This window comes from Nitratireductor soli, from assembly GCF_001050155.1.
GTDB lineage: Bacteria > Pseudomonadota > Alphaproteobacteria > Rhizobiales > Rhizobiaceae > Nitratireductor > Nitratireductor soli.
This window is the reverse complement of the sequence record NZ_LFVY01000017.1, coordinates 37,156-61,442: the sequence shown is the minus strand read 5'-3', so window position 1 is coordinate 61,442 and position 24,287 is coordinate 37,156. Positions and strand designations below refer to the sequence as shown.

The following is a 24,287-nucleotide window of genomic DNA, read 5'->3' as shown; positions in this document are numbered from 1 at the left end:
GAACCGCATTGTCAGCATGGTCCATCTGTCGCGATCAGAGAATGGCAGGAGGCATGCCCATGGCCCGTGACACCACCGACAATCGGCCGATCGAGCGGGTCGACGACCTTGTTGCCGACATCGCCATGGGCTGCAAGCCCAGGGAAAAATGGCGCATCGGCACCGAGCACGAGAAATTCCCCTTCTACGTCGATGGCAATCGCCCGGTGCCCTACGAGGGGGAGCGCGGTATCCGCGCGCTTCTCGAGGGGATGCAGCGGACGCTCGGCTGGGATCCGATCGAGGACGCGGGCAACATCATCGGCCTGGTCGAACCGACGGGGCAGGGCGCCATTTCGCTTGAGCCGGGCGGCCAGTTCGAACTGTCGGGGGCGCCGCTCGAGACGCTGCACCAGACCTGCCGGGAGGGCAACGCGCATCTGGCGCAATTGCGCGAGATCGCCGAGCCGCTCGGCATCCGCTTCGTCGGGCTCGGCGGCAGCCCGAAATGGACGCTGGCCGAAACGCCGAAAATGCCGAAATCCCGCTACCAGATCATGACGAATTACATGCCGAAGGTCGGCAGCCAGGGCCTCGACATGATGTATCGGACCTGCACGATCCAGGTGAACCTCGACTTTTCCTCCGAGGCCGACATGCGCCGCAAGATGCAGGTGGCGCAACGCCTGCAGCCCTTATCGACGGCGCTGTTCGCCAACTCGCCCTTTACCGAGGGACGCCTGAACGGCTTCCAGTCCTGGCGCGGCGAAATCTGGCGCGACACCGACAACCAGCGCTCAGGCCTGCTGCCGTTCGTCTTCTCACCGCGCTTCGGCATTGCCGATTATGTGGAATGGGCGCTCGATGTGCCGATGTATTTCGTCATCCGCGATGGGCGTTATCACGATTGCACCCATGTCACCTTCCGCCAGTTCATGGCCGGCGCGCTGAAGAACGAGATCAGCGATGGCTGGCCGACCATCGGCGACTGGTCGAACCATCTTTCGACGCTGTTCCCCGACGTCCGCCTGAAACGCTTTCTGGAAATGCGCGGCGCCGATGGCGGTCCGTGGCGGCGCATCTGCGCGCTGCCGGCCTTCTGGGTCGGGTTGTTGTATGACGACGAAGCGCTCGACGCGGCGGAGGAATTGACCGCCGATTGGTCGTTCGATGAGGTTCAGGCAATGCGCGACGCGGTGCCGCGCGAAGGCCTGTCGACGCAATTTCGCAATCACCGGCTGCGCGATACGGCGCGTGAAGTGCTGGTCATCTCGCGCCTCGGCTTGAAGAACCGCGGTCGCGTCAACGCCGAAGGCTATGACGAGGCGAGCTTTCTCAGCCCGCTTGACGAGGTCGTCGCGCGTGGCACGACCAGCGCCGAGGAACTCGCCAACGCCTTCAACACGCGCTGGGGTGGTTCGATCGAGCCGGTCTTCATCGAACAGGCTTACTGAGGCCGGGCGATCCCGATTTCACTCACCGGCAAAATGTTCTATCGTCACGCAACGGCGCCGAGCGCCGGTCGTGATGCCGTGTCCTTGAGAGGAGAAATCCATGCTTCCCTTGTTCGAAATGCTCAACAATGCCGGGCATGGCCAGGGCGTCGAGCAATTGGCCAGGCAGTTCGGCCTTTCGCAAAAACAGGCGCAGGACGCGATGGAAGCGCTGCTGCCGGCGTTCAGCCAGGGATTGAAGCGCAACGCGTCGGATCCCTATGGCACGGGCAATTTTCTCGGCGCCCTGGCCTCGGGCCAGCATGCCGATTACTTCGAGAACGCCGCGAAAGCCTTCACGCCGGAGGGCATGGCTGAAGGCAATGGCATTCTTGGCCACCTGTTCGGTTCGAAGGAGGTCAGCCGCGCCGTCGCCAGCCATGCCGCCCAGGCAACGGGCATCGGCCAGGACGTGTTGAAGCAGATGCTTCCCGTGCTGGCCTCGATGATCATGGGCGGCCTGTTCAAACAGTCGACCGGGCAGATGCAGGCAGCCCCGCAGCAACAGGCCCCTCAGCAACAAGCCCAGGCCGCCGGCGGCGGCATGCTGGGTGAGCTGATGGAGCAGATGATGCGCCAGATGGGCAATCAATCCGGCGGGCAGGGCATGCCGCAAGGCCGTGCGCCGACAGGCCGCAGGCCAACAGGAACAAGCCCGTCCGATAATCCGCTCGGCCAGATTCTCGAGGGTATGTTCGGCGGTGGCGCGGGCGGCACGACGCAGCGGCGCCAGGCGCCCGGCGGGCAAACCGACAACCCGCTTGGCCAGATCTTCGACGAGTTCCTGCGCAATGCGCAAGGCGCCGGCCGCGCCGAACCGCAGCCTCGATCCCAGCCTCAGGCCCAGCCGCGCCGCGCGCCGGAGCCTCGCCAGGAGCCGCAGGCCACTCCGAGCGGCCGTCAGCGCAACCCGTACGATGATCTGTTCGGCCAGATGTTCGAGACCGGCCGCAAGTCGCGCGACGATTACGAGCGCGGCGTGGAGAACATCTTCGAGCAGTTCCGCCAGGGCCTCGAACGCCGCCGCTGAGATCACCGAAACCGGCGTCCTGCTTGTTGAAAACCGCTTCCGGTTTTCAACGGCCGGCGCAGGGCGCGACAATCCGCGCGACAATCCGCGCGATGCCGCGCGGTTTGATTGACTTTTCGCGCCCCTCTCCCTATAAGCCCGGCCACGCTTGGGTGTTGTGCCCGGCGGCGCGCAGTTGTGCCTCCGGCCGGACCCGAAAAGCAAAGCTCCTGTGCAAATGCAGCAGTATGAAGAAGGGCCGCACTCCGCGGTATTAAAATAAATGAAGCGCACTTATCAGCCCTCGAAGATCGTCCGCAAGCGCCGGCACGGCTTTCGCGCCCGCATGGCCACCACGGGCGGCCGCCGCGTCATCGCGGCCCGCCGCAATCGTGGCCGCAAGCGGCTGTCCGCCTAAGCCTTGCAGGCAAGGCCGGAAATATGGTGGACCGGCCAGTCGCACACCCCCCGGCGCGCCTTAAGAAGCGTGCCGATTTTCTGGCTGTCCGCCGTGGTGAAAAACGGCGTGGACGGCTTTTTCTGCTTGAAGTGCTGGATCGCGGCGACCAAGGCGCGCCGCGGCTCGGCATTACGGTCACCAAGAAGGTTGGCAACGCGGTTGTGCGAAACCGCATTCGCCGGCGGTTGAAAGAAGCTTGCCGTACCCACGCAGCCCATGACATGGCGGCCGGCAAGGACTATGTGATTGTGGCGCGGCGCTCGATACTCGATGCGCCATTCGCCTCTCTGCAAGACGAGCTTTCCCGCCGCATCGGTGAAGCCGGTCGAGGGCGTGAAAGGGGCTAAGGACCTTGATGGACAACAACCGGAATTTTCTCATCACGATCGCGCTGTCTGTGCTGATCCTGACCGTATGGCAGGTTTTCTACATGAACCCGCGCATCGAGACGCAGCGCGAGGCAGCGCGGATCGAAGCCGAGCAGGCCGCCGAGAAGACGGCGCCGGGCTCCGGCACTTCCGATGGTGAGAGCATTGGCATTCCAACGCCTCAGGCCGGCAGCGGCAGCGCCGCCCAGACCCCGCCGGACCGAGCAACGACATTGGCCGCCGCCGAGCGCGTGAAGATCGAAACGCCACGCCTCTCCGGCACCATCAATCTGATGGGCGCGCGCCTCGACGACCTGCTGCTCAAGGATTACCGGGTCACGGTGAGAAAGGATTCGCCCAATATCCGGCTGCTCAACCCTTCGGGCCAACCGGACGGCTACTACGCCGAGACCGGCTATGTCAGCGACGCGGCCAACGGCGCGATGCCTGGCCCCGACACGGTGTGGACGTTGGCCGAGGGCGCGGCCCTTACCCCTGCGAGCCCGGTTACGCTGACCTACACCAACGAGAAGGGGCTGACATTCACGCGCCGGGTGTCCGTGGACGAGAACTACATGTTCACCTTCTCCGATACGGTGCAGAATGCCTCGGGCGCGCCGGTCGCCCTGCGCAATTACGGCCGCACCACCCGCATCGGCACGCCGGACACCTCCGGCATCTACATCCTGCATGAAGGCCTGATCGGCGTCACGGGCGAGGAGGGGCTGCAGGAGATCGACTATTCCGACGTCGAGGAAGCCAAGCGCGTCACTCCGGGGAAATCCTCTGATGGTTGGCTCGGCATCACCGATAAATACTGGGCCGTCGCGCTGGTGCCGCAGACCGGCTGGGAATTCCAGCCGCGCTACTCCTATTCCGGTGACAACACTCCGCGGTATCAGGCCGACTACCTGACCGACGAGATCACCGTGGCCGACGGCGCGACCGCCAGCACGGAGACGATGATCTTCGCCGGAGCCAAGGAAGTCGGCATCGTCGACGCCTATGAGACCGAACGCGGCGTGCGTAAATTCGAGCTGCTGATCGACTGGGGCTGGTTCTACTTCATCACCAAGCCGATGTTCCATCTGATCGACTGGCTGTACAAGCTGCTCGGCAATTTCGGCCTGGCGATCCTCGCCACGACGGTTGTCGTCAAGCTGATCTTCTTCCCGCTTGCCAACAAATCGTACAAATCGATGGCGAACATGAAGATGGTGCAGCCCGCCATGCTGGAGATCCGCGAGAAATACGCGGACGACAAGATGAAGCAGCAGCAGGCAATGATGGAGCTGTACAAGAAGGAGAAGATCAATCCGATCGCCGGCTGCTGGCCGGTGCTTTTGCAGATCCCGGTCTTCTTCGCCCTGTACAAGGTGCTTTATGTGACGATCGAGATGCGGCACGCGCCGTTCTTCGGCTGGATCCAGGATCTGGCGGCACCCGATCCGACCTCGATCTTCAACCTCTTCGGCCTTCTGCCCTTCGCCGTGCCGGCCTTCCTGATGATCGGCGTCTGGCCGTTGATCATGGGCGTCACCATGTTCCTGCAGATGCGCATGAACCCGACGCCGCCCGACCCGACCCAGGCGATGATCTTCACCTGGATGCCGGTGGTCTTCACCTTCATGCTGGCGACCTTCCCGGCGGGTCTGGTGATCTACTGGGCATGGAACAACTTCCTGTCGATCCTCCAGCAGGGCGTGATCATGAAGCGCCAGGGCGCCAAGATCGAGCTGTGGGACAATCTGATCAGCTTGTTCAAGAGGAAACCGAAACCGGCTGAATAGCCGGGACCATTCCCGAAAAGGCCCGCATCGCGGGCCTTTTTTGTTTCGCGGCTTCTCAGTCGAGCATCTCGCGCAGGACGATGCGCTTGTAGTCATCCACCAGCGCGCGCCCTTTTTCTTCCCCCACCTGGATGGCCAGCCGCATCGTCGCCTCCCCCAGATGCATGATCAGCAAGGCTGCCGACCCGACCTTGTCTGCCTCGCGTCCGGGTGCGACACGCATCATGGCCGCGGCCAGCGTGTCGCCATTGGCCCGCGCATCGGCAAGGTCCAGGTCGCACAGCGCCTTGTCGGCCTGGGTGCCCGACCAGATGTCGCGCATCACCGGCTCGGCGAGGAACATGCCGTAATAGGTATCGACCAGTTCGCTGAAAGCGCGCTCGAGCTCGGCCGGGGTCGAAACGCCTTCCAGCGCCGCGCCGATGCAGTCGCGCCCGAGCGCGTTGTAATGCTCGGCCAGCGTGCGGATGATCGCCGCCTTGTCGGGAAAATACTGGTATAGCGAGCCGATGGAGATGCCGGCGCGCGCCGCCACCTCGCTCATCTTCATCTGGTCGCTGCCGCTTGCCTCGATGATGCCGGAGGCGACCGAGAGTATCCGCTCGACCCGTTCGCGGCTGCGCTTCTGGCTCGGATTGCGCCGCGCCGCCTGCACCGTTTCCACTGCCCGTTGCATGTCGGCGTTTTCCATCGTCGCGCTCCGAATCCGTTTTGCTGCTTGACAGACATAATATGAGGATTTATCACTTTTGCAAATATGAGACTTACTCACATTTAATCGAAGGGAACGAGAAATGACCGTCACCGCGCAAAAACCCATCCTCATCACGGGCGGAACCGGCAAGACCGGCCGGCGCCTTGCCGAGCGGCTGACGGCCGCCGGTATTCCCGTGCGCATCGGCTCGCGCCGCGCCGACATTCCCTTCGATTGGGAGGATCCCGCCACCTGGGACGGCGCGCTGGACGGCATAAGCGCCGCCTATCTCAGCTACTTCCCCGACCTCTCCCTGCCAGGCGCTGCCGAGACCGTCGAAGCCTTCGCCAGGCGGGCGGTCGACAAGGGCGTGAAGCGTCTGGTTCTCCTGTCTGGGCGCGGCGAGGAGGGCGCCGAGAAGGCCGAACGGCTGCTGATGGCGACCGGTGCGGAATGGACCGTGCTGCGCGCCGACTGGTTCTTCCAGAATTTCAGCGAAGCCTTCCTGCTTGATGCGGTTCTCGCGGGGGAAGTCGCGCTGCCGGTGGGCGACGTGCGCGAGCCCTTCGTCGATGCCGACGACATCGCCGATATCGCCTTCGCCGCCTTCACCGAGAAGGGGCATGTGGGCGAGCTTTATGAGCTGACCGGTCCGCGTCTGATGACGTTCCCGGAGGTGGTCGCGGAGATCGGCAAGGCCACCGGTCGCGACATCCGCTTCGTGCGCATTCCGGTGGACGACTTCATCGCCGGCCTGCACGCGCAGGACGTGCCGCAGCCCTTCATCGACCTGCTCCTGGAGCTCTTCACCCAGGTGCTCGACGGGCGCAACGAAAGCCTGGCGGACGGCGTCCAGCGTGCGCTCGGCCGGCCGCCGCGTGATTTTTCCGCCTACGCCGCTGCGACGGCGGCGACGGGTGTGTGGTATGTGCCGGAAGCGGCTGCCGGTTCCTGAGAATCCAGCTCACTTGCGAAAAGGAGACAATGCCATGTCGGACCGCCTTCTGCTTGTCCTGACCCTGCTTGCCACGCTCAGCGCGGGGTTGATGGCCGGGTTCTTCTTCACCTTCTCCAATACGGTGATGCAGGCGATCAACGTGACGGTGCTGAACCCGTTCTTCTTCGCCGCCTTCTTCGGCACGGCGCTGCTCGGCATCGTGCTCGGTGTCCTGGCGCTGCTAAACTTGAGCGCACCGGGAAGTGTCTACCTGCTTGCCGGCGGCATCCTCTATGTCGTCGGCACCTTCCTGGTGACGGTTGTTTTCAACGTGCCGATGAACGAGGCCTTGGCCAAGGTCGATCCGGCGAGCATCCAGGGCGCGGATCTGTGGCGCGACTACCTGTCGCGCTGGGTGATGTGGAACCATGTCCGCACGCTCGCCTCGCTGGCGGCATTGGCGAGCTTCGCGTTGGCGCTCGTCCAGCGCGCCTGAAACCCGGGATCCGCCGGCACGCCTTGTTCCCGGCGGATTTTCGTTTATAAAGGCGCTCCCGATCAGGAGACAGCATTCATGACCCGATAGAGGGACCGCGCATTCAGCACGCCGCCGGGGATGAGGTCCGCCCCAGCCTTCCGACCCGTCGGACGCGGCCGTGTCACGCACCCTTGTTCGACGATCATGGAGGTCCCTCATGCATGGACCCAATCCCTCGACGCCCTATCCGATGGCGGGGTTTCCCCGCACGGTGTTTCTCAAGAACTTCATCACGCGCCCGACCATCGAGATCGGTGATTATTCCTATTATGACGACCCGGACGGCGCAGAGCGGTTCGAGGACGACAACGTCCTCTATCACTTCGAATTTTATGGCGATCGGCTGATCATCAAGAATTTCGTCGCCATCGCCCATGGCGTGACGTTCATCATGAACGGTGCGAACCACCTGATGACGGGCTTCTCCACCTATCCGTTCAACATCTTCGGCAATGGCTGGGAGAAGGATTTCGACGCGTCGGCCTATGTGGCGGCGAGCCGCGGCGACACGGTGGTCGGCAACGATGTGTGGATCGGCCGCGAGGCGCGCATCATGCCCGGCGTGACGGTCGGCGATGGCGCGGTGATCGGCGCGCATGCGGTCGTCGCCGGCGATGTTCCGCCTTTCGCCATCGTCGCCGGCAATCCGGCGCGGGTGATCCGCCTGCGTTTCGACGAAAAGACCGTGGCCGCACTCCTCGATATCGCCTGGTGGTACTGGCCGGCGGAAAAGATCACCCGCAACCTGGCGGCCATTCGCGGCGGCGACCTTTCGGCGCTGGCAACTGCCAGGTAGGCGTGCTGGCGGGTGCCGTGAACAGGCCTCGCCTGTTGACAAATGCCTCGGCAGTCTTGATGCCGTTCAGGATGAGACTGGAGACATTGGCGTGACCACATCAGGACAAGGTGCTGCTTCCGGCGGCACGAAGCTGGACCAGACGGTTTTCACCCGGCCGTGGACCTTCATTCGCGGCGCGCCGTCGATGAAGTTCCTGCCGCCGGAGGGGCCGGCGGAAGTGGCATTTGCCGGCCGCTCGAACGTCGGCAAGTCGTCGCTCATCAATGCGCTGCTCTCGCGGCGCGGCCTGGCGCGCACCTCCAACACGCCGGGGCGCACGCAGGAGCTGAATTTCTTCGTGCCCGAGGGTTATTCCGGCGAGGCCGGCGATCTGCCGCCGATGGCGCTGATCGACATGCCGGGCTACGGCTTCGCCCAGGCGCCGAAGGAGCAGGTGGACGCATGGACCAGGCTGGTCTTCGACTATCTGCGCGGCCGCGTCACGCTGAAGCGCGTCTTTCTGCTGATCGATTCACGCCACGGCATCAAGAAGAACGACGATGAGGTGATGGACCTGCTCGACAAGGCCGCCGTCTCCTATCAGGTGGTGCTGACCAAGGCCGACAAGATCAAGCCGCCGGCTGTCCTGCGCCTCATGGGCGAAACGGAAACGAAGCTGAAGAAGCGCGCTGCCGCTTTTCCGCAGATCGTCGCCACCTCGTCGGAAAAGGGCGAGGGACTGGAGGAATTGCGGGACGCCATTGCCCTGGCGGTCAATGACGGCCGCGCCTGATCGCTCCTTGCGGGACGATAGCATTTTTGCAGTCGGGTGGAATCACCTGACGTCCGCATAAATGCGGAAAAACAAGGAGATAGACCGGTTCAGCGATTCTGTGAAACGCTGAACTGGTCGAGTGCTGATCAACTCGCCTGCGTGGCGCCCGGCTTGAAGGTCATCGCCACGCCGTTGATGCAGTGGCGCTTGCCGGTCGGCTTCGGGCCGTCGTCGAAAATATGGCCCAGATGCCCGCCGCAACGGCGGCAATGGCACTCGGTGCGAGTCATGAAGAGGGTGTTGTCTTCCTTCGTGCCGACGGCATTGGAAAGCGATTGCCAAAAGCTTGGCCAGCCGGTGCCGGAATCGAACTTCGCATCTGAAGAATAGACGGGCAGGTCGCAGCCGGCGCAATGGAACAGGCCGGCGCGCTTTTCCTCGTTGAGCGGGCTGGTGAAGGCACGTTCGGTCGCTTCCTCGCGCAAAACGGCAAATTGCTGCCTGCTCAGGATCGCGCGCCATTCGTCTTCGGTCTTGGTGATCTCGAACGTCTCGGCCATGGCCCTGCCGCCCGGCCGGTTGCCAGCGAGAAAGGCGCCGCCTGTCAGTGCTGCGAAAGCGCCGGCGGTACCGTAGAGAAAATTGCGGCGGTTCATCATCTTGCTCCTTGCCTGTCGAGGCGCGCTGTTTGCCTATTGCATTGTCTGGCAGCGCCCAAACTAGGCCATGCTGGCCATCACCGCCAAGTCAATGAGCCGTGAGGCGGCCGGGAGCCGAGCTCGGGGACGGCGAAGCGCGCCACCCCCGAGGCCCCCAAGGCCCCAAAACCCGGCTGGAGCCGATCAGGATTTCGGCAGTAGCACCGTGTCGATCACGTGGATGACGCCGTTCGACTGGTCGACATCGGCGATGGTGACGGTCGCCACATTGCCGTTCTCGTCGGTCAGCGTGATCTTCTCGCCGTCCATCTTGGCCTGCAGCATGCAGCCGCCGACGGTCTTGACCGGGTGATTGCCGCCATCATCGGAGATCATCTTGCCGATGGCGTCCGACATCGCGTCCACCGCCACGACGTGGCAGGTCAGCACTTTGGTCAGCGTGTCCTTGTTCTCGGGCTTGAGCAGCGTCTCGACCGTGCCGGCCGGCAGCTTCTCGAAGGCGGCGTTGACCGGCGCGAAGACCGTGAACGGGCCTTCGCCCGACAGTGTCTCGACCAGGCCCGCTGCCTTGACGGCGGCGACCAGCGTCGTGTGGTCCTTCGAATTGACGGCGTTTTCGACGATGTTCTTGTCGGCATACATGGCGGCGCCGCCGACCATCGGGTTTTCGGCCAGCGCCGAACCGGTGAAGGCCAGGGCGATCGAGCCGGCGAGAAGCGAGAGAGTGATCTTGCGCATGTTTAAACTCCTGGGTTCGTTTCAAGGCCGCCTTGATGGCCGGCCGATTGGCAACGCGAGGAGTTACGAGGCAGGGTTCGAAGGAGTTTCAGAAAAACGCAGAAAAAATTCCGCTGCGCCGTCGCGATCAGATCTCCCTGAGGTCGCCGGCCGCCACCACGGGACCTGTCGGGGCGCCCGATGGCGACCCGCCGAGCGGCTCGGTGGTGATGGCGAACACGGCGCCCCGGTCGATCGCCTTGCCGAGGTTTTCGTCAAGCGCCAGGTGAACGCTGGAACCTGCCGGGATGACGCCCAGCGAAACGGGCGGCGCATCGCCCTCGATGGCCCACAGCTCGAAATCGCGCCCCGCGGGCCGCTCGCCGGCCACATGCGACAGCGCGACGTCTCGCCTGGTTCCGTCATAGATGACGAGGTAGCGCACATCGGTGTCGTCATGCGCCAGCGACGCGACGAAGCGCTGCGCGTCGCCCGGTTGCTGCAGGCTCGTATAGGTCAGCCCGACATAGGCTGCCAACGCCAGAAGAGCGGCCACCGTCAGACCGCGCCACAAGGCCAGGCTCGACCACAGGCCGGGACGATCCGCCGGCTTGGCCGGCGCGGCAAACAGGCGGGCGTCGAGCGCCTGCTTCACGGACGCGGGCGGCTCGGCCGGCTCGAACGCGTCCGCCATCGGCGCGAACTGGGCTTCCCACGCATCGACCAGACGGGCGAAATCCGGTTCCGTCGCGATGCGCCGGGCGGCCGCGGCCCGCTCATCGGCCGGCAGCACGCCGAGAACATACTCGGCGGCGACCATGTCGTCGTCGCGCCTTTCCGGTCCGTTGTGTTCCGCCGTCGTCATCGTTCCAGGCATTCCCTGAGGCTGAGCAGGCTGCGGCGCAGCCAGGTTCGCATTGTGTTGAGCGGCACGTTGAAACGCGCCGCAAGATCGGCATAGCTGTCGCCATTAAGATAAGCCCCGCGCACCGCCATTGCACGATCGGCGTCCAACTCGTCCAGGCACGCGTCGATCCGCCGGCGTTCGCCGCCCGCGACGGCCAGCGTCTCCGGATCGGGCGCCGGATCGGCGACGTCATAGGCCTCGTCCAATTCTTTAGCAGGCTTTTTCCGCGCCCGCAGCCGGTCGATGGCGTGGTTGCGCGCCACCGCGACGAGCCAGGAAATGGGGCTGAGCTCGGAAGCGGCGAAACGATCCGCCTTGGTCCACAGCTTGACGTAGACTTCCTGCAACGCCTCTTCGGCCTCCGTCCGGTCCTGCAAGATACGCAGGCAGACGCCGAAGAGTTTCGCGCTGGTGTGCCGGTAAAGCAGATCGAACGCCGCGCGCTCCTTGAGCGCGGTGCGGAAGATCAGCCTTGTTATCTCATCCGGCGTCATGGTGTGGACACTCGTGGTTGGGAAGAAGGCGGTGATCGCCGTCGAGGCGTGGGTTTCGGTTTCGCAGCAGACATAGCGCGCCGCGATGCTCCGGCAACCGGATGGCTGCATTTTTTGCCTCGGGCTACCATTCCGGCTGTCTGCTGCCGGCTTTTCGTCCGCCGGCGGCGTTTTTCCGGCTCGCGCCGCAGTCAGGTCATTTCGCTCGGCGGAAAAATGCTCTATGAAACCGCGGTTTTGTCTCTGGGGAAGATCGCGATGACGAGTACTGCGGAAACAGCGGAAGCCCAGGCGCGCTTTCTCTCGGCGGCGCTGCCCTACATGCAGCGCTACGAGAACAAGACGATCGTCGTCAAATATGGCGGCCACGCCATGGGAGACCCGGAGCTGGGTCAGGCGTTCGCCCGCGACATCGCCCTGTTGAAGCAGTCCGGCGTCAGCCCCATCGTCGTTCATGGCGGCGGGCCGCAGATCGCCGCCATGCTGAAGAAGATGGGCATCGAATCGAAATTCGAAGGCGGGCTGCGCGTCACCGACCAGAGCACCGTCGAGATCGTCGAGATGGTGCTGGCAGGCTCGATCAACAAGGAAATCGTCGCCCTGATCAACGCCGAGGGCGAATGGGCCATCGGCCTGTGCGGCAAGGACGGCAACATGGTGTTCGCCGAAAAGGCGCACAAGACGGTGATGGACCCCGACAGCAACATCGAGCGCGTGCTCGATCTGGGCTTCGTCGGCGAGCCGGTCGAGGTGGACCGAACGCTGCTCGACCTCCTGGCGCATTCGGAGATGATCCCGGTCATCGCCCCGGTGGCGCCCGGCCGCGACGGCCACACCTACAACATCAACGCCGACACCTTCGCCGGTGCCATCGCCGGCGCGCTGCGGGCGACGCGCCTGCTGTTCCTGACCGACGTTCCAGGCGTGCTCGATGCCAACAAGAAGCTGATCGACGAACTGACGGTCTCCGAGGCGCGCGCGCTGATCAAGGACGGCACCATCTCCGGCGGCATGATCCCCAAGGTCGAGACCTGCATCCAGGCCATCGAGCGCGGCGTCGAGGGCGTCGTCATCCTCAACGGCAAGACGCCGCATTCGGTGCTGCTCGAGCTTTTCACAGAGCATGGCGCCGGCACGCTGATCGTTCCCTGATAGCCCTGGTTTGTAAGCCAGGAAAACACACGCTATGATTTTATCGGAAGTCGAGGGCTGGACGTTTTATAAGGTATAGATTATATTGGGGGCCGGTATGGCTGTCTGGGTCTATCGCGGAGATGATTTCGATGCTGGCCAGGAACTGTCGGCCCTGCGCGCTGCCTACACGGGCGACCCTGACAAGAGCGCTGGCATCGTCAACGGCTTCTTCGAGCTGTTGCGGATCAGGGACGCGGGTTTTTTGCCTGGCGGCGCCTGGCATGCGACAGCGGGAGGCGTGTTTCTGTTCCGCGATGTGAAGTTCCGCATGGCGGCGACCGTGCCCGGCGATGGACGGGCGCAAACCCACGATGTGTCGCTCGCCCTGTCGGAAACCTTCGACAGCAGGATATGGACATTGCAGGACCGCGATGCCTTCCTCGACAAAGCCCGCGACCGGGTGCGGCGCGGGCAAGCGGAAAGGTGGGATGATGGGATTTGACCAGGAACTGGAGCTGATCGAGCGCGATCCCGCGCTTCGTCTGGCGCGCGCGCGCGCCAAGGCAGCGCGAAAGATATCCAGCCTTCTCGCCGGGATGCGCAAGGAAGCCGGGCTGACGCAGGCTGACGTTGCCGGACGCATCGGCGTCAGCCAGGCGCGTATCTCGCAGGTTGAAAGCGGGCTGATCGATCATACGCCATCGGTCGATTTCGCCTTCGTCTTTGCCGCTGCCTGCAATCGGACCATCGAGCTGTCCGCCATGCCGCTCGAAGAGGGCGTCACGCCTGCCGAGCCGGCGCGGGAGGCGTTCGCCGCGCCGTACAAATCGGCCTCTTGAAGGAGCGCGCCGATGTCGCTTCTCGGAGAATTGCTCGTCGGCCAGTACGCACCGGCCATTTCCGGTGTGCTTGGCCTCGGCGGTTCGGTGGCGCTGGCAATACCGACCCTGTCCTCGACCGATTCGCGTCGCACGCTGGTGCGCCTGCAGCGCCTGCAGGTGACGGTCACCGACCCCAAGGCTTTCGACGCGCAGGCCAAGCCGCTGCTTGATCGTGCGCTCGCCGAAATCGAAAGCGAGCGGCGCTGGTTTCGCCGTGGGCTTGGCCTGCTGGCGCTTTCGTTCGCCCAGCTCGTGGCGCATGCGCTGGTGCCCCTGGCTTCCTGACACGCAAGACCGACGCTCGCCGGCATCGTTCCGAAAACCGGAATCGATCTTCGGAAAGCACGATGCGCAGATTCAGCAACTTGCAGCGCTCTTTATGCGTCCGGTTGGGCGCGCGGCGCTCTAATCGTCGAGAACAGCCAGTTCCAGTGCCTCCAGATGCGCCGGCTCGGCGATGGCGTTGATGGCAGCGATCCGGCCGTCGCGGATCGTCAGGTTGAGCACGATGCGCAGGCGACCGCCCGGCGCGACCAGCAGACCCAGCGCGCCGTCGACCAGCACCGGCCGTGCGCCTTGAGCGCGACCCTTGAAGGAGTTCGCCACCGCTTCGGCGCCGCGGATCTCCGCCAACGAGCCGAGCTGGGCCGCAGCGCCGTCGGCGCGGAACATCACCTCCGGGTCGAGCACCGACAGCAAGGCGTTGAAGTCGCCATTGCGGGCAGCGGCAAGAAAGGCATCCACCACGCTGCGTTGCGCCGCGCGGTCGGCGGCGGGCAGGGCGGGCTTGCCTTGCACGCGCTGGCGCGCCCGGCTGGCCAATTGCCGCGCCGCCGCCGGCGTGCGGTTGACGATCGGCGCAATCGCCTCGAACGGCACGGCAAACATGTCGTGCAGGACGAATGCCAGCCGTTCGGCGGGCGCCAGTTTCTCCAGCACCACGAGGAGAGCCAGGCCCACGGAATCGGCCATAGCCATCTCCTCTTCCGGGTTGGCGGCCTGCGGATCGCCGGTTTCTGATCTGGGCTCCCCCGGTTCGAGCGGGTCTTCCCGCCGCGCCTTGCGTGCCCGCAGCATGTCGAGACAGATGCGGCCGACCACCGTCGTCAGCCAGCCGCCCAGATTGGCGATCTCGCTTTCATCGCTGCGTGCCAGCCGCAGCCAGGCTTCCTGCACCGCGTCTTCGGCTTCGTTGAGCGAGCCCAGCATGCGGTAGGCGACGCCCCTGAGGTGCCCGCGCTTTGCCTCGAACTGCTCGGCCAGAAATTTATTCTCGTCCATCGGTCACATTTCCTTCGGCTGTTCCGTCATGCCCATGACGAACGAAGTCCGAGCCATGTGACGGAAAAACGCGCGGTTCGGCGTCGTCGGCAAAAGCCGGACAACCGGTGTCTAACCTGAACTGCTTTAACGGAGATCGAACATGCAGGCCCGAATGAAACATCCCGTCTTCATCATTCCCGACGCCATGAAGGCGCTGCACGCGCTCGACCAGGCGACCGACAAGAACGAGACGGTCTCCTATGTGCTGCGCAAGCTGGTGCATCTGCGCGCCAGCCAGATCAATGGCTGTAGCGTCTGCGTGCACATGCATGCCCGTGAATTGAAGAAGGCCAATGAATCCGACGACCGCATCTTCGCTGTCGCCGCCTGGCGGGACACGCCCTACTTCACCGACGCCGAGCGCGCGGCGCTTGCCCTGACGGAATCCGTCACCCGCCTGTCGGACCGCGCCGACCCGGTGCCGGACGGCGAATGGGAGGAGGCCGCGCGCCATTTCGACGAGCCGGCGCTCTCGGCCCTGCTGCTGCAGATCGCCCTGATCAATGTCTGGAACCGGCTCAATGCCTCGGTCAGGCAGGTTGCCGGCGAGTGGGGCTGATTGGGAGGCCTCGGCGACTACTGAGGCTTCTCCACCACTGTCATCTTGATGAGGTCTCCGGTGATATGCATCAGCTCCGTCCCCGGCTTGGTGGCGGTAAAGCGGATGCCGCGGGCCGGTGTGACGCCCTTGCAGTATTTCGAGTTGCGTCGCACCAGCCCGCCATCGGAGAAGGTGCCGAGCGCCGACGCGGGCAGGCTGTTCTGCAGGTCGTCCCATTCGCGCGGCAGCTTGCCGCAATCGCCGCGCTCGCCATGAATGACGCGGCTCTCGCCGACCGTCATCCTGAGTTCCGGGTCGTATCGGATCATCGGCGCGTCGTCGGCGGGCCCGCCCCACGGGCGCCAGTCCGATGCGACGAGCACGCCGGCGCCCATGCCGACCAGGAAGAGGAAGGCGCCGGCAAACATCGCCTGGAGGGTCGACAGGCTGCCCGGATGACGGCTTCGCTTGCCCGCGCCCGTGGCATTTTCAGCCGGCGACGGAGCGGGGCTTTCCTCCGGCGCTTCCTCCTCCACTTGGCGCGCGCGCTGGTACAGCAGGTTCCAGCGCGCCAGCAGCTCCGGGTCCCCCGGCACGCCAAGCAGCTCACACAGCACGCGCATGCTGCGCTGCCTGGGAATGTGCCGGCCCGAACGCCAGTTGTTGAGGTTTCTCAACGCCGTCTCGTACTGGTTCTGGCCGCCGCCATTGGTCATGGCGCAGAATTTTCCGGCCAGCGACGCCGTGTCCGAATAGCCGGCGCGTATGCACAGCTCGTCGAAGAGCTCGTGCCATCGATCGATCTCATCGAACCTTTGGTCCATCGACCTTCCCTCTCTCCATTGCAGGCGTTGAATTCACGGAGCGCAGCTCCTGGGCGGACGTCACCACCAGGCGCATGAAGTCGCCGAGCAGGACGACTTCCTCTATGCCGGGCTTCACCGCGGTGAACCGGACGGCGCGCACGACCATCTCCCGGCCGCAGTCATTGACCATCTTGGCCGCCAGCCCGCCATCGCCGAACACGCCCAGATCCGTATTGGGGATGCGCGGCAGCACCGCCTCCCAGTTCGGCGGCGGCGCGTCGCAGCGATCGTATTCGCCGTGAATGAGCTTGGTTTCGCCGACGATCATGTTCATCTGGGCGTTGTAGCCCACCTCGGGCAGGCCGAGCTTCGCCGGTTGGTGTTCGAAGACAGCGACGGCGATGAAGATGCCGCCGGTGAAAATGCCCGCGGCGGCCACGATGTCCCATCGGCACGCACCGCGCCATCCGCGCTGGCGGGCTCCGCCGTTGGCGGCCCCTGCGTCGGCCTGCGCGGGCGCGCGCTGCGGATAGGCCCGCTCATGGGCGACGGCGTAGAGCCGATCCCAAATCGGCCGCAGCTCCGCGTCCGCGTCGATCTGCAGCAGTTCCGAAAGAACCTGGAAGTTGCGGCGCAGCGGGATCCGTTTCCCCTGGCGCCAGTTGCGCAGCTTTTTCTTGGCGGCCTCGAAATCCTCCTTGCTGCCGCGCCCGGACTGCCGGCACAGTTCGGACGCCAGGATCGCGTTGTCGTAATGACCGCGCCGATTGCAGAGTTCGTCCAGCACGATGTGCCAGTGCTTGTGGCTGCTCCAGTCTCCCGCCGTCACATCTCTTCCCCTTGACCGCTGTCTTTGAAGCTATCGGCGTTCGCCTGAAATCGGAATGGTTTGCGGCCGGATTTTTCCGTATTTTCCGAAGATGGCCCGATTTTTCATTAGGCGCGAACCGCGGTTGGGCGGTCTATTCCGCCGGGGGAGCGCTTCCGTCATGCAGGCAACGCGCGGCGGGGACTCCCATTCTCCAAAGGATGAGGGAAGCCACATGAAGAGAATTGGGATGTCGATGACGGGGTTTGCCGCCCTTCTTGCCACGGGCTGCACCAGTGTGGACAAGACAGTGGAACTCGGCGTCGGTCAGACGAAACACCTGACGGCCTATCGTGCCGACAGTTGCGGTGCTTCGGCCCCGAGCTACGCCAACGTGGCCGCCCGCCTGCCGCGCGCCAAGACCGTTCGTTATTCCGACGGCGGGCCGTCCAGCCGCAACAGCAAGCAGTGCGGGACGCGGGTGCCCACCCGCGCCGTCAATGTCACGGGCATTGCCGCCGGCGATGAGACGCACCGCTATCAGGACACGATCAGGATCGTCGTCAAGTAAGGCGCGACACCCGGCCGGGCGGGGAACCGGATGATGGGGTTCATCCGGGCGCGGCGGGCGCCTTTATGCGGATCGCATCTCCTGTGCGAGGCGGGAGAAGCGATCCGCTCTACACATCGTGCGTCATGCGTCCGAATGGACGCATGGCGCTCTAACCGATCAGGACTAGAAGCAGGATGCCGGCGACGATCAGCAGGCATCCTGCGACTTCCGTGCGGTTGATGTGTTCGCGGAAGAAGAACACGGAGGAGGCGAAGGTGAAGATCATCTCGATCTGCGCCAGCGCCTTCACCACCGCCGCCTGCTGCAGGGTCATGGCGGTGAACCAGCCGAGCGAAGCCGATGCGCCGACGAAGCCGACGAACAGGGACGGTTTCCAGGCGGCGGCGATGCGGACCATCTGCGTGCGGTCGCTCCACAGCATCCAGACGAGCATGATGACCGTCTGGAAGGTGATGGTGACCGCCAGCGTGGTGGCCGCCTGCATCAGGAAATTCGGCCCGCCGAGCGAAAGGGAAGCGCCGCGATAAGCGACGGCTGCAACGCCGAACAGCGTGCCCGAAGCCAGGCCGATCAGTGCGTTGCGGCTGACCAGCGAGGCGAACAGGTTGCGCCAGCTCATCGGCGTGCGGGCGACCGAGATCAGCATCACGCCGACCACCGTCACGGCGATGGCGATCAGCGCGCCAGGCCCGGCGACCTCCCCGAGCAGAATGAGGCCGAAGATGGCGGCTTGCGCCGGCTCCGTTCGCGAATAGGCCGTGCCGACAGCGAAGTTGCGGAACGAGAACAGATAGATCAGCAGGAATTGCGCGGCGATCTGCCCAAGCCCGCCGAGCACGGTCCAGGCCAGGAAGGCGCCATTGATCGGCGCGAAAGGATAACCGGCGAAGACATGCAGCCCGAGCACGAACAGAATGGCGAACGGCATGCCGAAGCCGAAGCGCACGAAGGTGGCGCCGGTCGTGCCCATGACGCCTTTCAGGTGTTTCTGCCCGACCGACCGCAGATTCTGCAGGAAGGCGGCGGCGATCGTGATGGGAATCCAGAGCTCCATGCCGGCCCTTGTGCAGGCAAGCGGCCGGCATCTCAAGGGGCAGGTGCGACAATGTGGTATACCAGTTCGGGCTACCGATATTGCTCGCCTGCGCTGTTCGGCGGATAATGCAGGCAGGGATCGAGGCTGACATGATCGTCATCGACCCGGTTCAGCGTGCCGCTGAGAACGACCCTGTCGCCCACCCGATAGTCGTTGACCTGGTAGGTGACGCAAAGGACTTCGGGGTCTGGCGCCGCGCAGACAAGCATATAGCCCAGCGTGCCGTCATGCTCGACGGCGCGCAGCGTGCCAACCACGTCGATCACCGCCCATTCACCTTCCTCCACCTCCAGGACATCGAGTTTTTCGCGCAGCTGCGAACACGATGCCTCGAAGCTCGGCGCGGGTTGCGCCCATGCGGACGGAACGGAGGGGACAAGCAGCGCACTGACAAGGACAATGGCTCGAATGGCTGCAAACATGGATGCGGTGTTCCGTGGGGGCTATTGCGGGAGGCCGAACCCTCACCAGACAAGATGGCGTTTGTAAGAGGGGAAAACGGTCGGCTGGCGATTGCCGCGCGCCGCGCTCGTCTGCCATAACAGGCGCATGACAAATCAGCCCTCGCCAGCGCGTTTCTCTCACATCACCGACTGGGTGTTCGACCTCGACAACACGCTTTATCCGCACCACAGCAATCTGTTTTCGCAGATCGACGTGAAGATGACGTCTTATGTCGAGCAGCTGTTGCAACTCGACCGCGAAGCCGCGCGCCGCCTGCAGAAGGAGCTCTACCGCGACTACGGCACGACGCTGAACGGGCTGATGGAACGCTACGATATCGATCCGGACGATTTTCTCGAAAAGGTCCACGACATCGACTATTCATGGCTCGATCCGGATCCGCGCCTCGGGGCCGCCATTCGCGTCCTGCCGGGCCGCAAGTTCATCTTCACCAATGGCGACCGCGGTCACGCGGAGCGCGCCGCGCGCCAGCTTGGCGTGCTGGACCATTTCGACGACATTTTCGACATCGTCGCCGCCGATCTCCTGCCGAAGCCGGCAGCCGCCACCTATGACCGTTTCACCGCCCTGCACCGGGTGGCGGGCGACAAGGCGGTGATGTTCGAGGACCTGGCGCGCAACCTTTCCGTGCCGAAGACGCTCGGCATGACCACGGTCCTGGTGGTGCCGAACAATTTCGAGCCGACCTTCTCCGAAGTGTGGGAGCAGGACGCCGGGCAGGAGGACGATGTCGATTACGTCACCGACGATCTGGCGACCTTCCTCGAAACGGTGATCGGAGCTTGAGCCGAGTGCGGCGCTTCACTTCGCTCGAAGCGCGAATCGACGCGGCCGCGCATCGCGTGCTGGACACGCTGCCGGCGCGTGGTGTCTCCGGCGCGCTGGTCGAGTTCGTCGTGTTTGGCCTGAAACAGGCCTGGGCCTGCCTGTTCGGCGGGGCGCTGCTCGCCCTGATCATCGCCACCCACTATCTGTGGCCGCGCGATGCGGCGCTGGCGCGCTACGATTTCCTGTTCCTGGCGGCGCTGGGGATTCAGGTTGCCATGCTGGCCGGCAGGCTGGAAACGCTGTCCGAGGCGAAGGTGATCCTGATCTTCCATGTGGTCGGCACAGCGATGGAGTTTTTCAAGACCTCGGTCGGATCGTGGATTTATCCCGAGGCGAGCGTCTTTCACATCGGCGCCGTGCCGCTGTTCTCCGGCTTCATGTATGCGGCGGTCGGCTCCTATCTCGCCCGCGTCAGCCGCATCTTCGACATGCGCTACACACGCTATCCGCCGCTTTGGACAACCGTGCTTCTGGCGGCGGCGATCTACGTCAATTTCTTTGCCCACCATTTCACCGTGGACATTCGCTACGGGCTGTTTGCCGCCACGGCGCTGCTTTATCTGCGCACCACGGTGCATTACCGGGTCTTCCGCTTTCGCCATCGCATGCCGCTGCTGCTCGGCTTTTTGCTGGTGGCGCTGTTCATCTGGTTCGCCGAGAACATCGGCACCTGGTCGCGCGCCTGGATCTATCCATCGCAGGCACAAAGCTGGACGCCGGTGTCGCTCAGCAAGCTCGGCGCCTGGTACCTGCTGATGATCATATCCTTCGTGCTCGTCTCGCTGGTGCACAGGCCGCGCCAGCCCGAGCTGCCAGCCGCTTCGGTGGCGGAGGCGAAGCCGGCCTGAACCGGCTTCGCTCAACATGTACTGCCGCAGCTATTTGCCGTGGCCCGAGTGATCCATTTCCGGCATGCCGCCGCGCGCCGGGCCGACTTTCAACTCGAGTTCCACCGCGCCGGCTTTCTCGAACTCGAGCGTGACGGGCACGGCCGCGCCCTCCTTGAACGGCGCGGTCACCTCCATGAACATCATGTGCAGCCCGCCGGGCTTGAGCGTCACCGTCTCGCCGGCGGGAATGGCCAGGCCGCCCTCGACCGGACGCATCACCATCACGTCATTGTTCATTTCCATCGTGTGGACCTCGACCCGGCCGGCCGAAGGCGACGCGACCGACAGCAGCCGGTCGTCGGCGGCGCCGGTGTTCTCGATGGTCAGATAGCCGCCGCCCGAGGGCTGGCCGGGCAGCATGGCGCGCGCCCAGGCGGTGGTGATCTTCAGGTCGCCCGCCATGGTCGCCTGGTCGCCATGCGCGTGGTGAGCGGCCATCCCCGTGTCGGCGGCGAGGATGGTCAGGCCGGGAGCGGGATGCTCCAGCGCGTGCGCATCCTGGCCTTCGGCGGGAATCTCGATCCAGGCAACTTCGCCGCTGGCGCATGTCTGCACGGTCCTGAAGAACAGCTTCTGGCCGGGTTCGACGCTGGCCAGCGTGCCGCGCAGGGCAAATTCATCGAACTGACCGTCGGGCAATGCTCCATCACTCCAGGTGACGGCGGTTACGCCGCTTGCGACGGCCTTCCCGTGAACCTGATAGGATTTGGCATAATCGCCTTCCTCGACAGCCAGTGTCCAGCCGGCCTTCGGCATCGGCTTGACGGAAACGAAACCCTCGGGAATGTCGATGCGAACGGAATTGGTGGGTTCGCCATCGCAGCCATGCGGGATGGTGACGACGGCCTTGTAGCCGCCGGCCGGGGCGGTGGGCGTTTCGAGCACTGCATGGGCAGCAGCATTGTGAGCGATTAGGGCTGGCAGCAGGGCTGCAGCCGAGACGAGAATAAACTGGCGCATGATGGGCCTTTGCGTTTGAACGTTGGAACATCCCGGCAGGCCGGGAGCAAAGCGATCAAACGAGATGCGGCGGGGCGCGGATCGATGGCGGAGGATCGCCGGCACGGGCGCCCGGATCGACAACGGCCCAGGAAAGCGCGGCGCGGGTCTCTACCGCCGCCGGCAGCGTGATGGCCAGGGATGGCGCCGGCGTGCTGGCCATGAGCTGGAAGGCGCAGGAATGGCCGGTGATGCACAGCGGACACTCGACGTCGCTCGCGTGGCCGCGATTGTCGTCGCCGGCCTGGCCGACACCATAGGTGGTGCAGATGACGAAACCGTCGGCCGGGGAGGCGCTGGCGGCCACCGCCAGCGGCTGCAGCGCGCCAAGAAACAGCGCAAGAAAGCCGACCGCCGCGAAGAGCCTGGCATCGCGGCGCAGGCTGTCGAACCAGGTGATTTGCGGTCCTTCCTTGCGCATCGCCAATGAGTAGCGCAGCCGCAGCTTGTGTGCCAGTGTCGATTGATGCGGCAAGGCGGCGCGGACGCTACAGTTCGTAGAACTCGGCGATCTTCTCCCAGGCCTCCTCGGCGGTATCGACGAAGGTGATCAGCTGGTCGTCGCCGGGCGAGATGGTGCCTTGTTCGGCCAGGAATTCGAGATCGATGGCGCGCGCCCAGAATTCCTTGCCGAACAGGATGACCGGCATCCGTTCCATGCGGCCGGTCTGGATCAGCGTCAGCGATTCGAACAGTTCATCCATCGTGCCGAAGCCGCCCGGAAACACTGCGACCGCCTTGGCCCGCATCATGAAATGCATCTTGCGGATGGCGAAATAGTGGAAGTTGAAGCACAGATCCGGCGTCACATAGGCATTCGGCGCCTGCTCGTGCGGCAGGACGATGTTGAGGCCGATCGTCGGCGCGCCGCAATCGGCCGCCCCCCGGTTGCCGGCCTCCATCACGCCCGGCCCGCCGCCGGTCACCACCACATATTCGCGATAGTAGGATTTGGCCGATTCTTCCGAGCACAGTCGGGCGAAGCGGCGCGCCTCATGATAGTAGCGGCTGTTCTTCTCGAGGTTCTTCTTCTGCGTCTCGTTCTTGGCCGCCCAGGCGTCGCCGCCGGGCTCCGGCAGGCGCGCCCCGCCGAACAGGATGACCGTCGAGCGGATGCCGCGTTCGGCCAGCGCCAGTTCCGGTTTCAGGAGTTCGAGTTGCAGGCGCACGGCGCGCAACTCGCGCCGCGTCATGAAATCCTCATCGTCCCAGGCCAGCCGATAGGTCGGTGCACGCGTCTGCGGCGTGTCGGGCACCTGGCGCGCGCGCTTCAGATCCTCGTCGGAATGCGGCAGCGGCGTCCAGCCATTTTCGTCGGTCGTGTCCATGATCCTGTCTTCCAGTCCTGAATGCGGTCCCTGGCGCGTCATCGCGAGATTGACCCCTCCCGGCGCTTCGCATAGGTTCCGCGCCGGCCTTGGGTTTCCATCCCGTAATCTATGGTCGAGCCCTTAACAGCTTGTTCAACGGAGCCGCAAGCATGACCAAGACGGATGTCGCCGCGCTGGAAAAAACAATCGAGAAGGCCTTTGACGAGCGCGACGCCGTTTCGACTGGAACACGCGGCGAGATCCGCGATGCCGTCGAAACGTCGCTGGCGCTGCTCGACAGCGGCCGCGCGCGCGTCGCCGAGCGCCAGGCGGACGGCTCCTGGACGGTCAATCAATGGCTGAAGAAGGCCGTGCTCCTGTCGTTCCGCCTGAACCCGATGCAGGTCATCAAGGGCGGCCCCGGCGATTCGGTCTGGTGGGACAAGGTGGCCTCGAAGTTCGACGGCTGGAGCGCCAACGAGTTCGAGAAGGCCGGTTTCCGCGCCGTGCCCAACGCGGTGGTGCGGCATTCGGCCTTCATCGCGCCCGGCGTCGTGCTGATGCCCTCCTTCGTCAATCTCGGCGCCCATGTCGGCCGGGGCACCATGGTCGACACCTGGGCGACGGTCGGCTCCTGCGCGCAGATCGGCGAGAACGTTCATCTTTCAGGCGGCGTCGGCATTGGCGGCGTGCTCGAGCCGATGCAGGCCGGCCCGACCATCATCGAGGACAATTGCTTCATCGGCGCGCGTTCCGAAGTGGTCGAGGGCTGCATCGTCCGCGAGGGCTCGGTGCTCGGCATGGGCGTCTACATCGGCAAGTCGACCAAGATCGTCGACCGCGCCACGGGCGAGGTCTTCTATGGCGAGGTGCCGCCCTATTCGGTGGTCGTCGCCGGCACCATGCCGGGCAAGAACGTGCCGGGCGAAAACTGGGGACCGAGCCTCTATTGTGCCGTCATCGTCAAGCGCGTCGACGAGAAGACGCGTTCGAAGACCTCGATCAACGAACTTCTGCGCGATTGACGCTATGGC

The 24,287-nt window shown here is 64.5% G+C and carries 31 protein-coding genes; 18 read left to right on the top strand and 13 right to left on the bottom strand.

The genetic code is table 11. From position 1 onward, the window contains the following. Positions 1-59: 59 nt before the first annotated feature. The 5 genes from AB843_RS19890 to yidC all read left to right on the top strand — a co-directional run bounded on the left by AB843_RS19890 (position 60) and on the right by yidC (position 5,099). Positions 60-1,433: a glutamate--cysteine ligase gene (locus AB843_RS19890; RefSeq protein ID WP_048648701.1), complete on the top strand. Its 1,374-nt coding sequence runs from the start codon at positions 60-62 to the stop codon at positions 1,431-1,433. A 100-nt stretch (positions 1,434-1,533) separates the two neighbouring features. Continuing rightward, complete coding sequence (locus tag AB843_RS19885) at positions 1,534-2,502, top strand: DUF937 domain-containing protein (protein ID WP_048648646.1); 969 nt, start codon at positions 1,534-1,536, stop codon at positions 2,500-2,502. Positions 2,503-2,764: 262 nt separating this feature from the next. Further along, entirely contained in the window at positions 2,765-2,899 is a 135-nt protein-coding gene (gene rpmH, locus AB843_RS19880) for a 50S ribosomal protein L34 (protein WP_008593916.1), read from the top strand. Between the two features lie 23 nt (positions 2,900-2,922). Beyond that, entirely contained in the window at positions 2,923-3,288 is a 366-nt protein-coding gene (rnpA, locus tag AB843_RS19875) for a ribonuclease P protein component (protein ID WP_048648645.1), read from the top strand. An 8-nt stretch (positions 3,289-3,296) separates the two neighbouring features. Further along, positions 3,297-5,099 (top strand): membrane protein insertase YidC, encoded by a 1,803-nt coding sequence (gene yidC, locus AB843_RS19870; protein WP_048648644.1) that lies wholly within the window; start codon positions 3,297-3,299, stop codon positions 5,097-5,099. A gap of 55 nt (positions 5,100-5,154) precedes the next feature. Here the strand turns inward: yidC and AB843_RS19865 are convergent, their stop codons facing one another. Beyond that, positions 5,155-5,790 (bottom strand): TetR/AcrR family transcriptional regulator, encoded by a 636-nt coding sequence (locus AB843_RS19865; protein WP_048648643.1) that lies wholly within the window; start codon positions 5,788-5,790, stop codon positions 5,155-5,157. 103 nt (positions 5,791-5,893) lie between these two features. Here AB843_RS19865 and AB843_RS19860 point away from each other — a divergent pair, with 103 nt between their 5' ends. From AB843_RS19860 to yihA, 4 genes are all read left to right on the top strand, one after another. Further along, on the top strand, positions 5,894-6,748 hold the full coding sequence (locus AB843_RS19860) for a Rossmann-fold NAD(P)-binding domain-containing protein (protein WP_048648642.1): 855 nt from the start codon (positions 5,894-5,896) through the stop codon (positions 6,746-6,748). A gap of 34 nt (positions 6,749-6,782) precedes the next feature. Then, positions 6,783-7,226 (top strand): anthrone oxygenase family protein, encoded by a 444-nt coding sequence (locus tag AB843_RS19855; RefSeq protein WP_048648641.1) that lies wholly within the window; start codon positions 6,783-6,785, stop codon positions 7,224-7,226. Positions 7,227-7,425: 199 nt separating this feature from the next. Further along, the gene (locus AB843_RS19850) at positions 7,426-8,064 is read left to right on the top strand and encodes a CatB-related O-acetyltransferase (protein WP_048648640.1); all 639 of its coding nucleotides are present in this window, start codon (positions 7,426-7,428) and stop codon (positions 8,062-8,064) included. Between the two features lie 91 nt (positions 8,065-8,155). Then, positions 8,156-8,839: a ribosome biogenesis GTP-binding protein YihA/YsxC gene (gene yihA / locus AB843_RS19845; protein WP_048648639.1), complete on the top strand. Its 684-nt coding sequence runs from the start codon at positions 8,156-8,158 to the stop codon at positions 8,837-8,839. Positions 8,840-8,967: 128 nt separating this feature from the next. Here the strand turns inward: yihA and msrB are convergent, their stop codons facing one another. The 4 genes from msrB to AB843_RS19825 all read right to left on the bottom strand — a co-directional run bounded on the left by msrB (position 8,968) and on the right by AB843_RS19825 (position 11,598). Next, positions 8,968-9,477 (bottom strand): peptide-methionine (R)-S-oxide reductase MsrB, encoded by a 510-nt coding sequence (msrB, locus tag AB843_RS19840; protein ID WP_048648700.1) that lies wholly within the window; start codon positions 9,475-9,477, stop codon positions 8,968-8,970. Between the two features lie 186 nt (positions 9,478-9,663). Further along, a complete protein-coding gene (locus tag AB843_RS19835; protein ID WP_048648638.1) occupies positions 9,664-10,218 on the bottom strand; it encodes a fasciclin domain-containing protein in 555 nt (184 codons plus the stop codon). 127 nt (positions 10,219-10,345) lie between these two features. After that, entirely contained in the window at positions 10,346-11,062 is a 717-nt protein-coding gene (locus AB843_RS19830) for an anti-sigma factor (protein WP_082143918.1), read from the bottom strand. Beyond that, complete coding sequence (locus AB843_RS19825) at positions 11,059-11,598, bottom strand: sigma-70 family RNA polymerase sigma factor (RefSeq protein ID WP_048648699.1); 540 nt, start codon at positions 11,596-11,598, stop codon at positions 11,059-11,061. The genes AB843_RS19830 and AB843_RS19825 overlap by 4 nt, the downstream gene beginning before the upstream one ends. A 258-nt stretch (positions 11,599-11,856) precedes the next feature. Here AB843_RS19825 and argB point away from each other — a divergent pair, with 258 nt between their 5' ends. The 4 genes from argB (at position 11,857) to AB843_RS19805 (ending at position 13,898) form a co-directional block, all read left to right on the top strand. After that, a complete protein-coding gene (gene argB, locus AB843_RS19820) occupies positions 11,857-12,750 on the top strand; it encodes an acetylglutamate kinase (protein WP_048648698.1) in 894 nt (297 codons plus the stop codon). Positions 12,751-12,847: 97 nt separating this feature from the next. After that, complete coding sequence (locus AB843_RS25355) at positions 12,848-13,234, top strand: hypothetical protein (protein WP_048648636.1); 387 nt, start codon at positions 12,848-12,850, stop codon at positions 13,232-13,234. Next, positions 13,221-13,571 (top strand): helix-turn-helix transcriptional regulator, encoded by a 351-nt coding sequence (locus AB843_RS24650; protein WP_087587153.1) that lies wholly within the window; start codon positions 13,221-13,223, stop codon positions 13,569-13,571. The genes AB843_RS25355 and AB843_RS24650 overlap by 14 nt, the downstream gene beginning before the upstream one ends. Before the next feature lie 12 nt (positions 13,572-13,583). Further along, positions 13,584-13,898, top strand: a complete 315-nt coding sequence (locus AB843_RS19805; protein ID WP_048648635.1) for a hypothetical protein — start codon at positions 13,584-13,586, stop codon at positions 13,896-13,898. 120 nt (positions 13,899-14,018) lie between these two features. Here the strand turns inward: AB843_RS19805 and AB843_RS19800 are convergent, their stop codons facing one another. Continuing rightward, positions 14,019-14,894, bottom strand: coding sequence for a sigma-70 family RNA polymerase sigma factor (locus AB843_RS19800; protein WP_048648634.1), 876 nt, complete (start codon positions 14,892-14,894; stop codon positions 14,019-14,021). A 142-nt stretch (positions 14,895-15,036) separates the two neighbouring features. Between AB843_RS19800 and AB843_RS19795 the strand changes: the two genes are divergently transcribed. Continuing rightward, on the top strand, positions 15,037-15,495 hold the full coding sequence (locus tag AB843_RS19795; RefSeq protein WP_048648633.1) for a carboxymuconolactone decarboxylase family protein: 459 nt from the start codon (positions 15,037-15,039) through the stop codon (positions 15,493-15,495). Between the two features lie 17 nt (positions 15,496-15,512). Here AB843_RS19795 and AB843_RS19790 read toward each other — a convergent pair whose 3' ends face one another. Beyond that, positions 15,513-16,301, bottom strand: coding sequence for a hypothetical protein (locus AB843_RS19790; RefSeq protein ID WP_048648632.1), 789 nt, complete (start codon positions 16,299-16,301; stop codon positions 15,513-15,515). Further along, on the bottom strand, positions 16,282-17,112 hold the full coding sequence (locus tag AB843_RS19785) for a hypothetical protein (RefSeq protein WP_048648631.1): 831 nt from the start codon (positions 17,110-17,112) through the stop codon (positions 16,282-16,284). The genes AB843_RS19790 and AB843_RS19785 overlap by 20 nt, the downstream gene beginning before the upstream one ends. Positions 17,113-17,326: 214 nt before the next feature. On the opposite strand from AB843_RS19785, the gene AB843_RS19780 reads away from it, so the two are divergent. Next, complete coding sequence (locus tag AB843_RS19780) at positions 17,327-17,662, top strand: hypothetical protein (protein WP_244468042.1); 336 nt, start codon at positions 17,327-17,329, stop codon at positions 17,660-17,662. Between the two features lie 151 nt (positions 17,663-17,813). Here AB843_RS19780 and AB843_RS19775 read toward each other — a convergent pair whose 3' ends face one another. Beyond that, positions 17,814-18,719 carry a DMT family transporter gene (locus AB843_RS19775; protein WP_048648629.1) on the bottom strand — a complete coding sequence of 302 codons (906 nt, stop codon included), beginning with the start codon at positions 18,717-18,719 and terminating at the stop codon, positions 17,814-17,816. Between the two features lie 71 nt (positions 18,720-18,790). Then, positions 18,791-19,183, bottom strand: a complete 393-nt coding sequence (locus AB843_RS24645; RefSeq protein WP_053086157.1) for a hypothetical protein — start codon at positions 19,181-19,183, stop codon at positions 18,791-18,793. Between the two features lie 127 nt (positions 19,184-19,310). On the opposite strand from AB843_RS24645, the gene AB843_RS19765 reads away from it, so the two are divergent. Both AB843_RS19765 and AB843_RS19760 read left to right on the top strand, forming a co-directional pair. Beyond that, complete coding sequence (locus AB843_RS19765) at positions 19,311-20,012, top strand: pyrimidine 5'-nucleotidase (protein WP_048648628.1); 702 nt, start codon at positions 19,311-19,313, stop codon at positions 20,010-20,012. Between the two features lie 5 nt (positions 20,013-20,017). After that, positions 20,018-20,902 carry a DUF817 domain-containing protein gene (locus tag AB843_RS19760; protein ID WP_048648627.1) on the top strand — a complete coding sequence of 295 codons (885 nt, stop codon included), beginning with the start codon at positions 20,018-20,020 and terminating at the stop codon, positions 20,900-20,902. A gap of 30 nt (positions 20,903-20,932) precedes the next feature. On the opposite strand, the gene AB843_RS19755 is transcribed toward AB843_RS19760, so the two are convergent. The 3 genes from AB843_RS19755 to AB843_RS19745 are packed head-to-tail and all read right to left on the bottom strand — an operon-like array spanning position 20,933 to position 23,271. Beyond that, positions 20,933-21,904: a DUF1775 domain-containing protein gene (locus AB843_RS19755; protein ID WP_048648626.1), complete on the bottom strand. Its 972-nt coding sequence runs from the start codon at positions 21,902-21,904 to the stop codon at positions 20,933-20,935. Positions 21,905-21,959: 55 nt separating this feature from the next. Continuing rightward, positions 21,960-22,418: a hypothetical protein gene (locus AB843_RS19750; protein WP_244468041.1), complete on the bottom strand. Its 459-nt coding sequence runs from the start codon at positions 22,416-22,418 to the stop codon at positions 21,960-21,962. A 13-nt stretch (positions 22,419-22,431) separates the two neighbouring features. Next, positions 22,432-23,271, bottom strand: coding sequence for an LOG family protein (locus tag AB843_RS19745; protein ID WP_048648624.1), 840 nt, complete (start codon positions 23,269-23,271; stop codon positions 22,432-22,434). 152 nt (positions 23,272-23,423) lie between these two features. On the opposite strand from AB843_RS19745, the gene dapD reads away from it, so the two are divergent. Then, positions 23,424-24,278, top strand: coding sequence for a 2,3,4,5-tetrahydropyridine-2,6-dicarboxylate N-succinyltransferase (gene dapD / locus AB843_RS19740; protein WP_048648695.1), 855 nt, complete (start codon positions 23,424-23,426; stop codon positions 24,276-24,278). The last annotated feature ends 9 nt before the right edge of the window (positions 24,279-24,287 follow it).

Excerpts from the sequence above, each read along its gene's own strand:
- AB843_RS19890 (WP_048648701.1), top strand. The coding sequence starts at position 60 with ATGGCCCGTGACACCACCGACAATCGGCCGATCGAGCGGGTCGACGAC.
- AB843_RS19885 (WP_048648646.1), top strand. The coding sequence starts at position 1,534 with ATGCTTCCCTTGTTCGAAATGCTCAACAATGCCGGGCATGGCCAGGGC.
- rpmH (WP_008593916.1), top strand. The coding sequence starts at position 2,765 with ATGAAGCGCACTTATCAGCCCTCGAAGATCGTCCGCAAGCGCCGGCAC.
- rnpA (WP_048648645.1), top strand. The coding sequence starts at position 2,923 with ATGGTGGACCGGCCAGTCGCACACCCCCCGGCGCGCCTTAAGAAGCGT.
- yidC (WP_048648644.1), top strand. The coding sequence starts at position 3,297 with ATGGACAACAACCGGAATTTTCTCATCACGATCGCGCTGTCTGTGCTG.
- AB843_RS19865 (WP_048648643.1), bottom strand. The coding sequence starts at position 5,790 with ATGGAAAACGCCGACATGCAACGGGCAGTGGAAACGGTGCAGGCGGCG.
- AB843_RS19860 (WP_048648642.1), top strand. The coding sequence starts at position 5,894 with ATGACCGTCACCGCGCAAAAACCCATCCTCATCACGGGCGGAACCGGC.
- AB843_RS19855 (WP_048648641.1), top strand. The coding sequence starts at position 6,783 with ATGTCGGACCGCCTTCTGCTTGTCCTGACCCTGCTTGCCACGCTCAGC.
- AB843_RS19850 (WP_048648640.1), top strand. The coding sequence starts at position 7,426 with ATGCATGGACCCAATCCCTCGACGCCCTATCCGATGGCGGGGTTTCCC.
- msrB (WP_048648700.1), bottom strand. The coding sequence starts at position 9,477 with ATGAACCGCCGCAATTTTCTCTACGGTACCGCCGGCGCTTTCGCAGCA.
- AB843_RS19835 (WP_048648638.1), bottom strand. The coding sequence starts at position 10,218 with ATGCGCAAGATCACTCTCTCGCTTCTCGCCGGCTCGATCGCCCTGGCC.
- AB843_RS19830 (WP_082143918.1), bottom strand. The coding sequence starts at position 11,062 with ATGACGACGGCGGAACACAACGGACCGGAAAGGCGCGACGACGACATG.
- AB843_RS19825 (WP_048648699.1), bottom strand. The coding sequence starts at position 11,598 with ATGACGCCGGATGAGATAACAAGGCTGATCTTCCGCACCGCGCTCAAG.
- argB (WP_048648698.1), top strand. The coding sequence starts at position 11,857 with ATGACGAGTACTGCGGAAACAGCGGAAGCCCAGGCGCGCTTTCTCTCG.
- AB843_RS25355 (WP_048648636.1), top strand. The coding sequence starts at position 12,848 with ATGGCTGTCTGGGTCTATCGCGGAGATGATTTCGATGCTGGCCAGGAA.
- AB843_RS24650 (WP_087587153.1), top strand. The coding sequence starts at position 13,221 with ATGATGGGATTTGACCAGGAACTGGAGCTGATCGAGCGCGATCCCGCG.
- AB843_RS19805 (WP_048648635.1), top strand. The coding sequence starts at position 13,584 with ATGTCGCTTCTCGGAGAATTGCTCGTCGGCCAGTACGCACCGGCCATT.
- AB843_RS19800 (WP_048648634.1), bottom strand. The coding sequence starts at position 14,894 with ATGGACGAGAATAAATTTCTGGCCGAGCAGTTCGAGGCAAAGCGCGGG.
- AB843_RS19795 (WP_048648633.1), top strand. The coding sequence starts at position 15,037 with ATGCAGGCCCGAATGAAACATCCCGTCTTCATCATTCCCGACGCCATG.
- AB843_RS19790 (WP_048648632.1), bottom strand. The coding sequence starts at position 16,301 with ATGGACCAAAGGTTCGATGAGATCGATCGATGGCACGAGCTCTTCGAC.
- AB843_RS19780 (WP_244468042.1), top strand. The coding sequence starts at position 17,327 with ATGAAGAGAATTGGGATGTCGATGACGGGGTTTGCCGCCCTTCTTGCC.
- AB843_RS19775 (WP_048648629.1), bottom strand. The coding sequence starts at position 18,719 with ATGGAGCTCTGGATTCCCATCACGATCGCCGCCGCCTTCCTGCAGAAT.
- AB843_RS24645 (WP_053086157.1), bottom strand. The coding sequence starts at position 19,183 with ATGTTTGCAGCCATTCGAGCCATTGTCCTTGTCAGTGCGCTGCTTGTC.
- AB843_RS19765 (WP_048648628.1), top strand. The coding sequence starts at position 19,311 with ATGACAAATCAGCCCTCGCCAGCGCGTTTCTCTCACATCACCGACTGG.
- AB843_RS19755 (WP_048648626.1), bottom strand. The coding sequence starts at position 21,904 with ATGCGCCAGTTTATTCTCGTCTCGGCTGCAGCCCTGCTGCCAGCCCTA.
- AB843_RS19745 (WP_048648624.1), bottom strand. The coding sequence starts at position 23,271 with ATGGACACGACCGACGAAAATGGCTGGACGCCGCTGCCGCATTCCGAC.
- dapD (WP_048648695.1), top strand. The coding sequence starts at position 23,424 with ATGACCAAGACGGATGTCGCCGCGCTGGAAAAAACAATCGAGAAGGCC.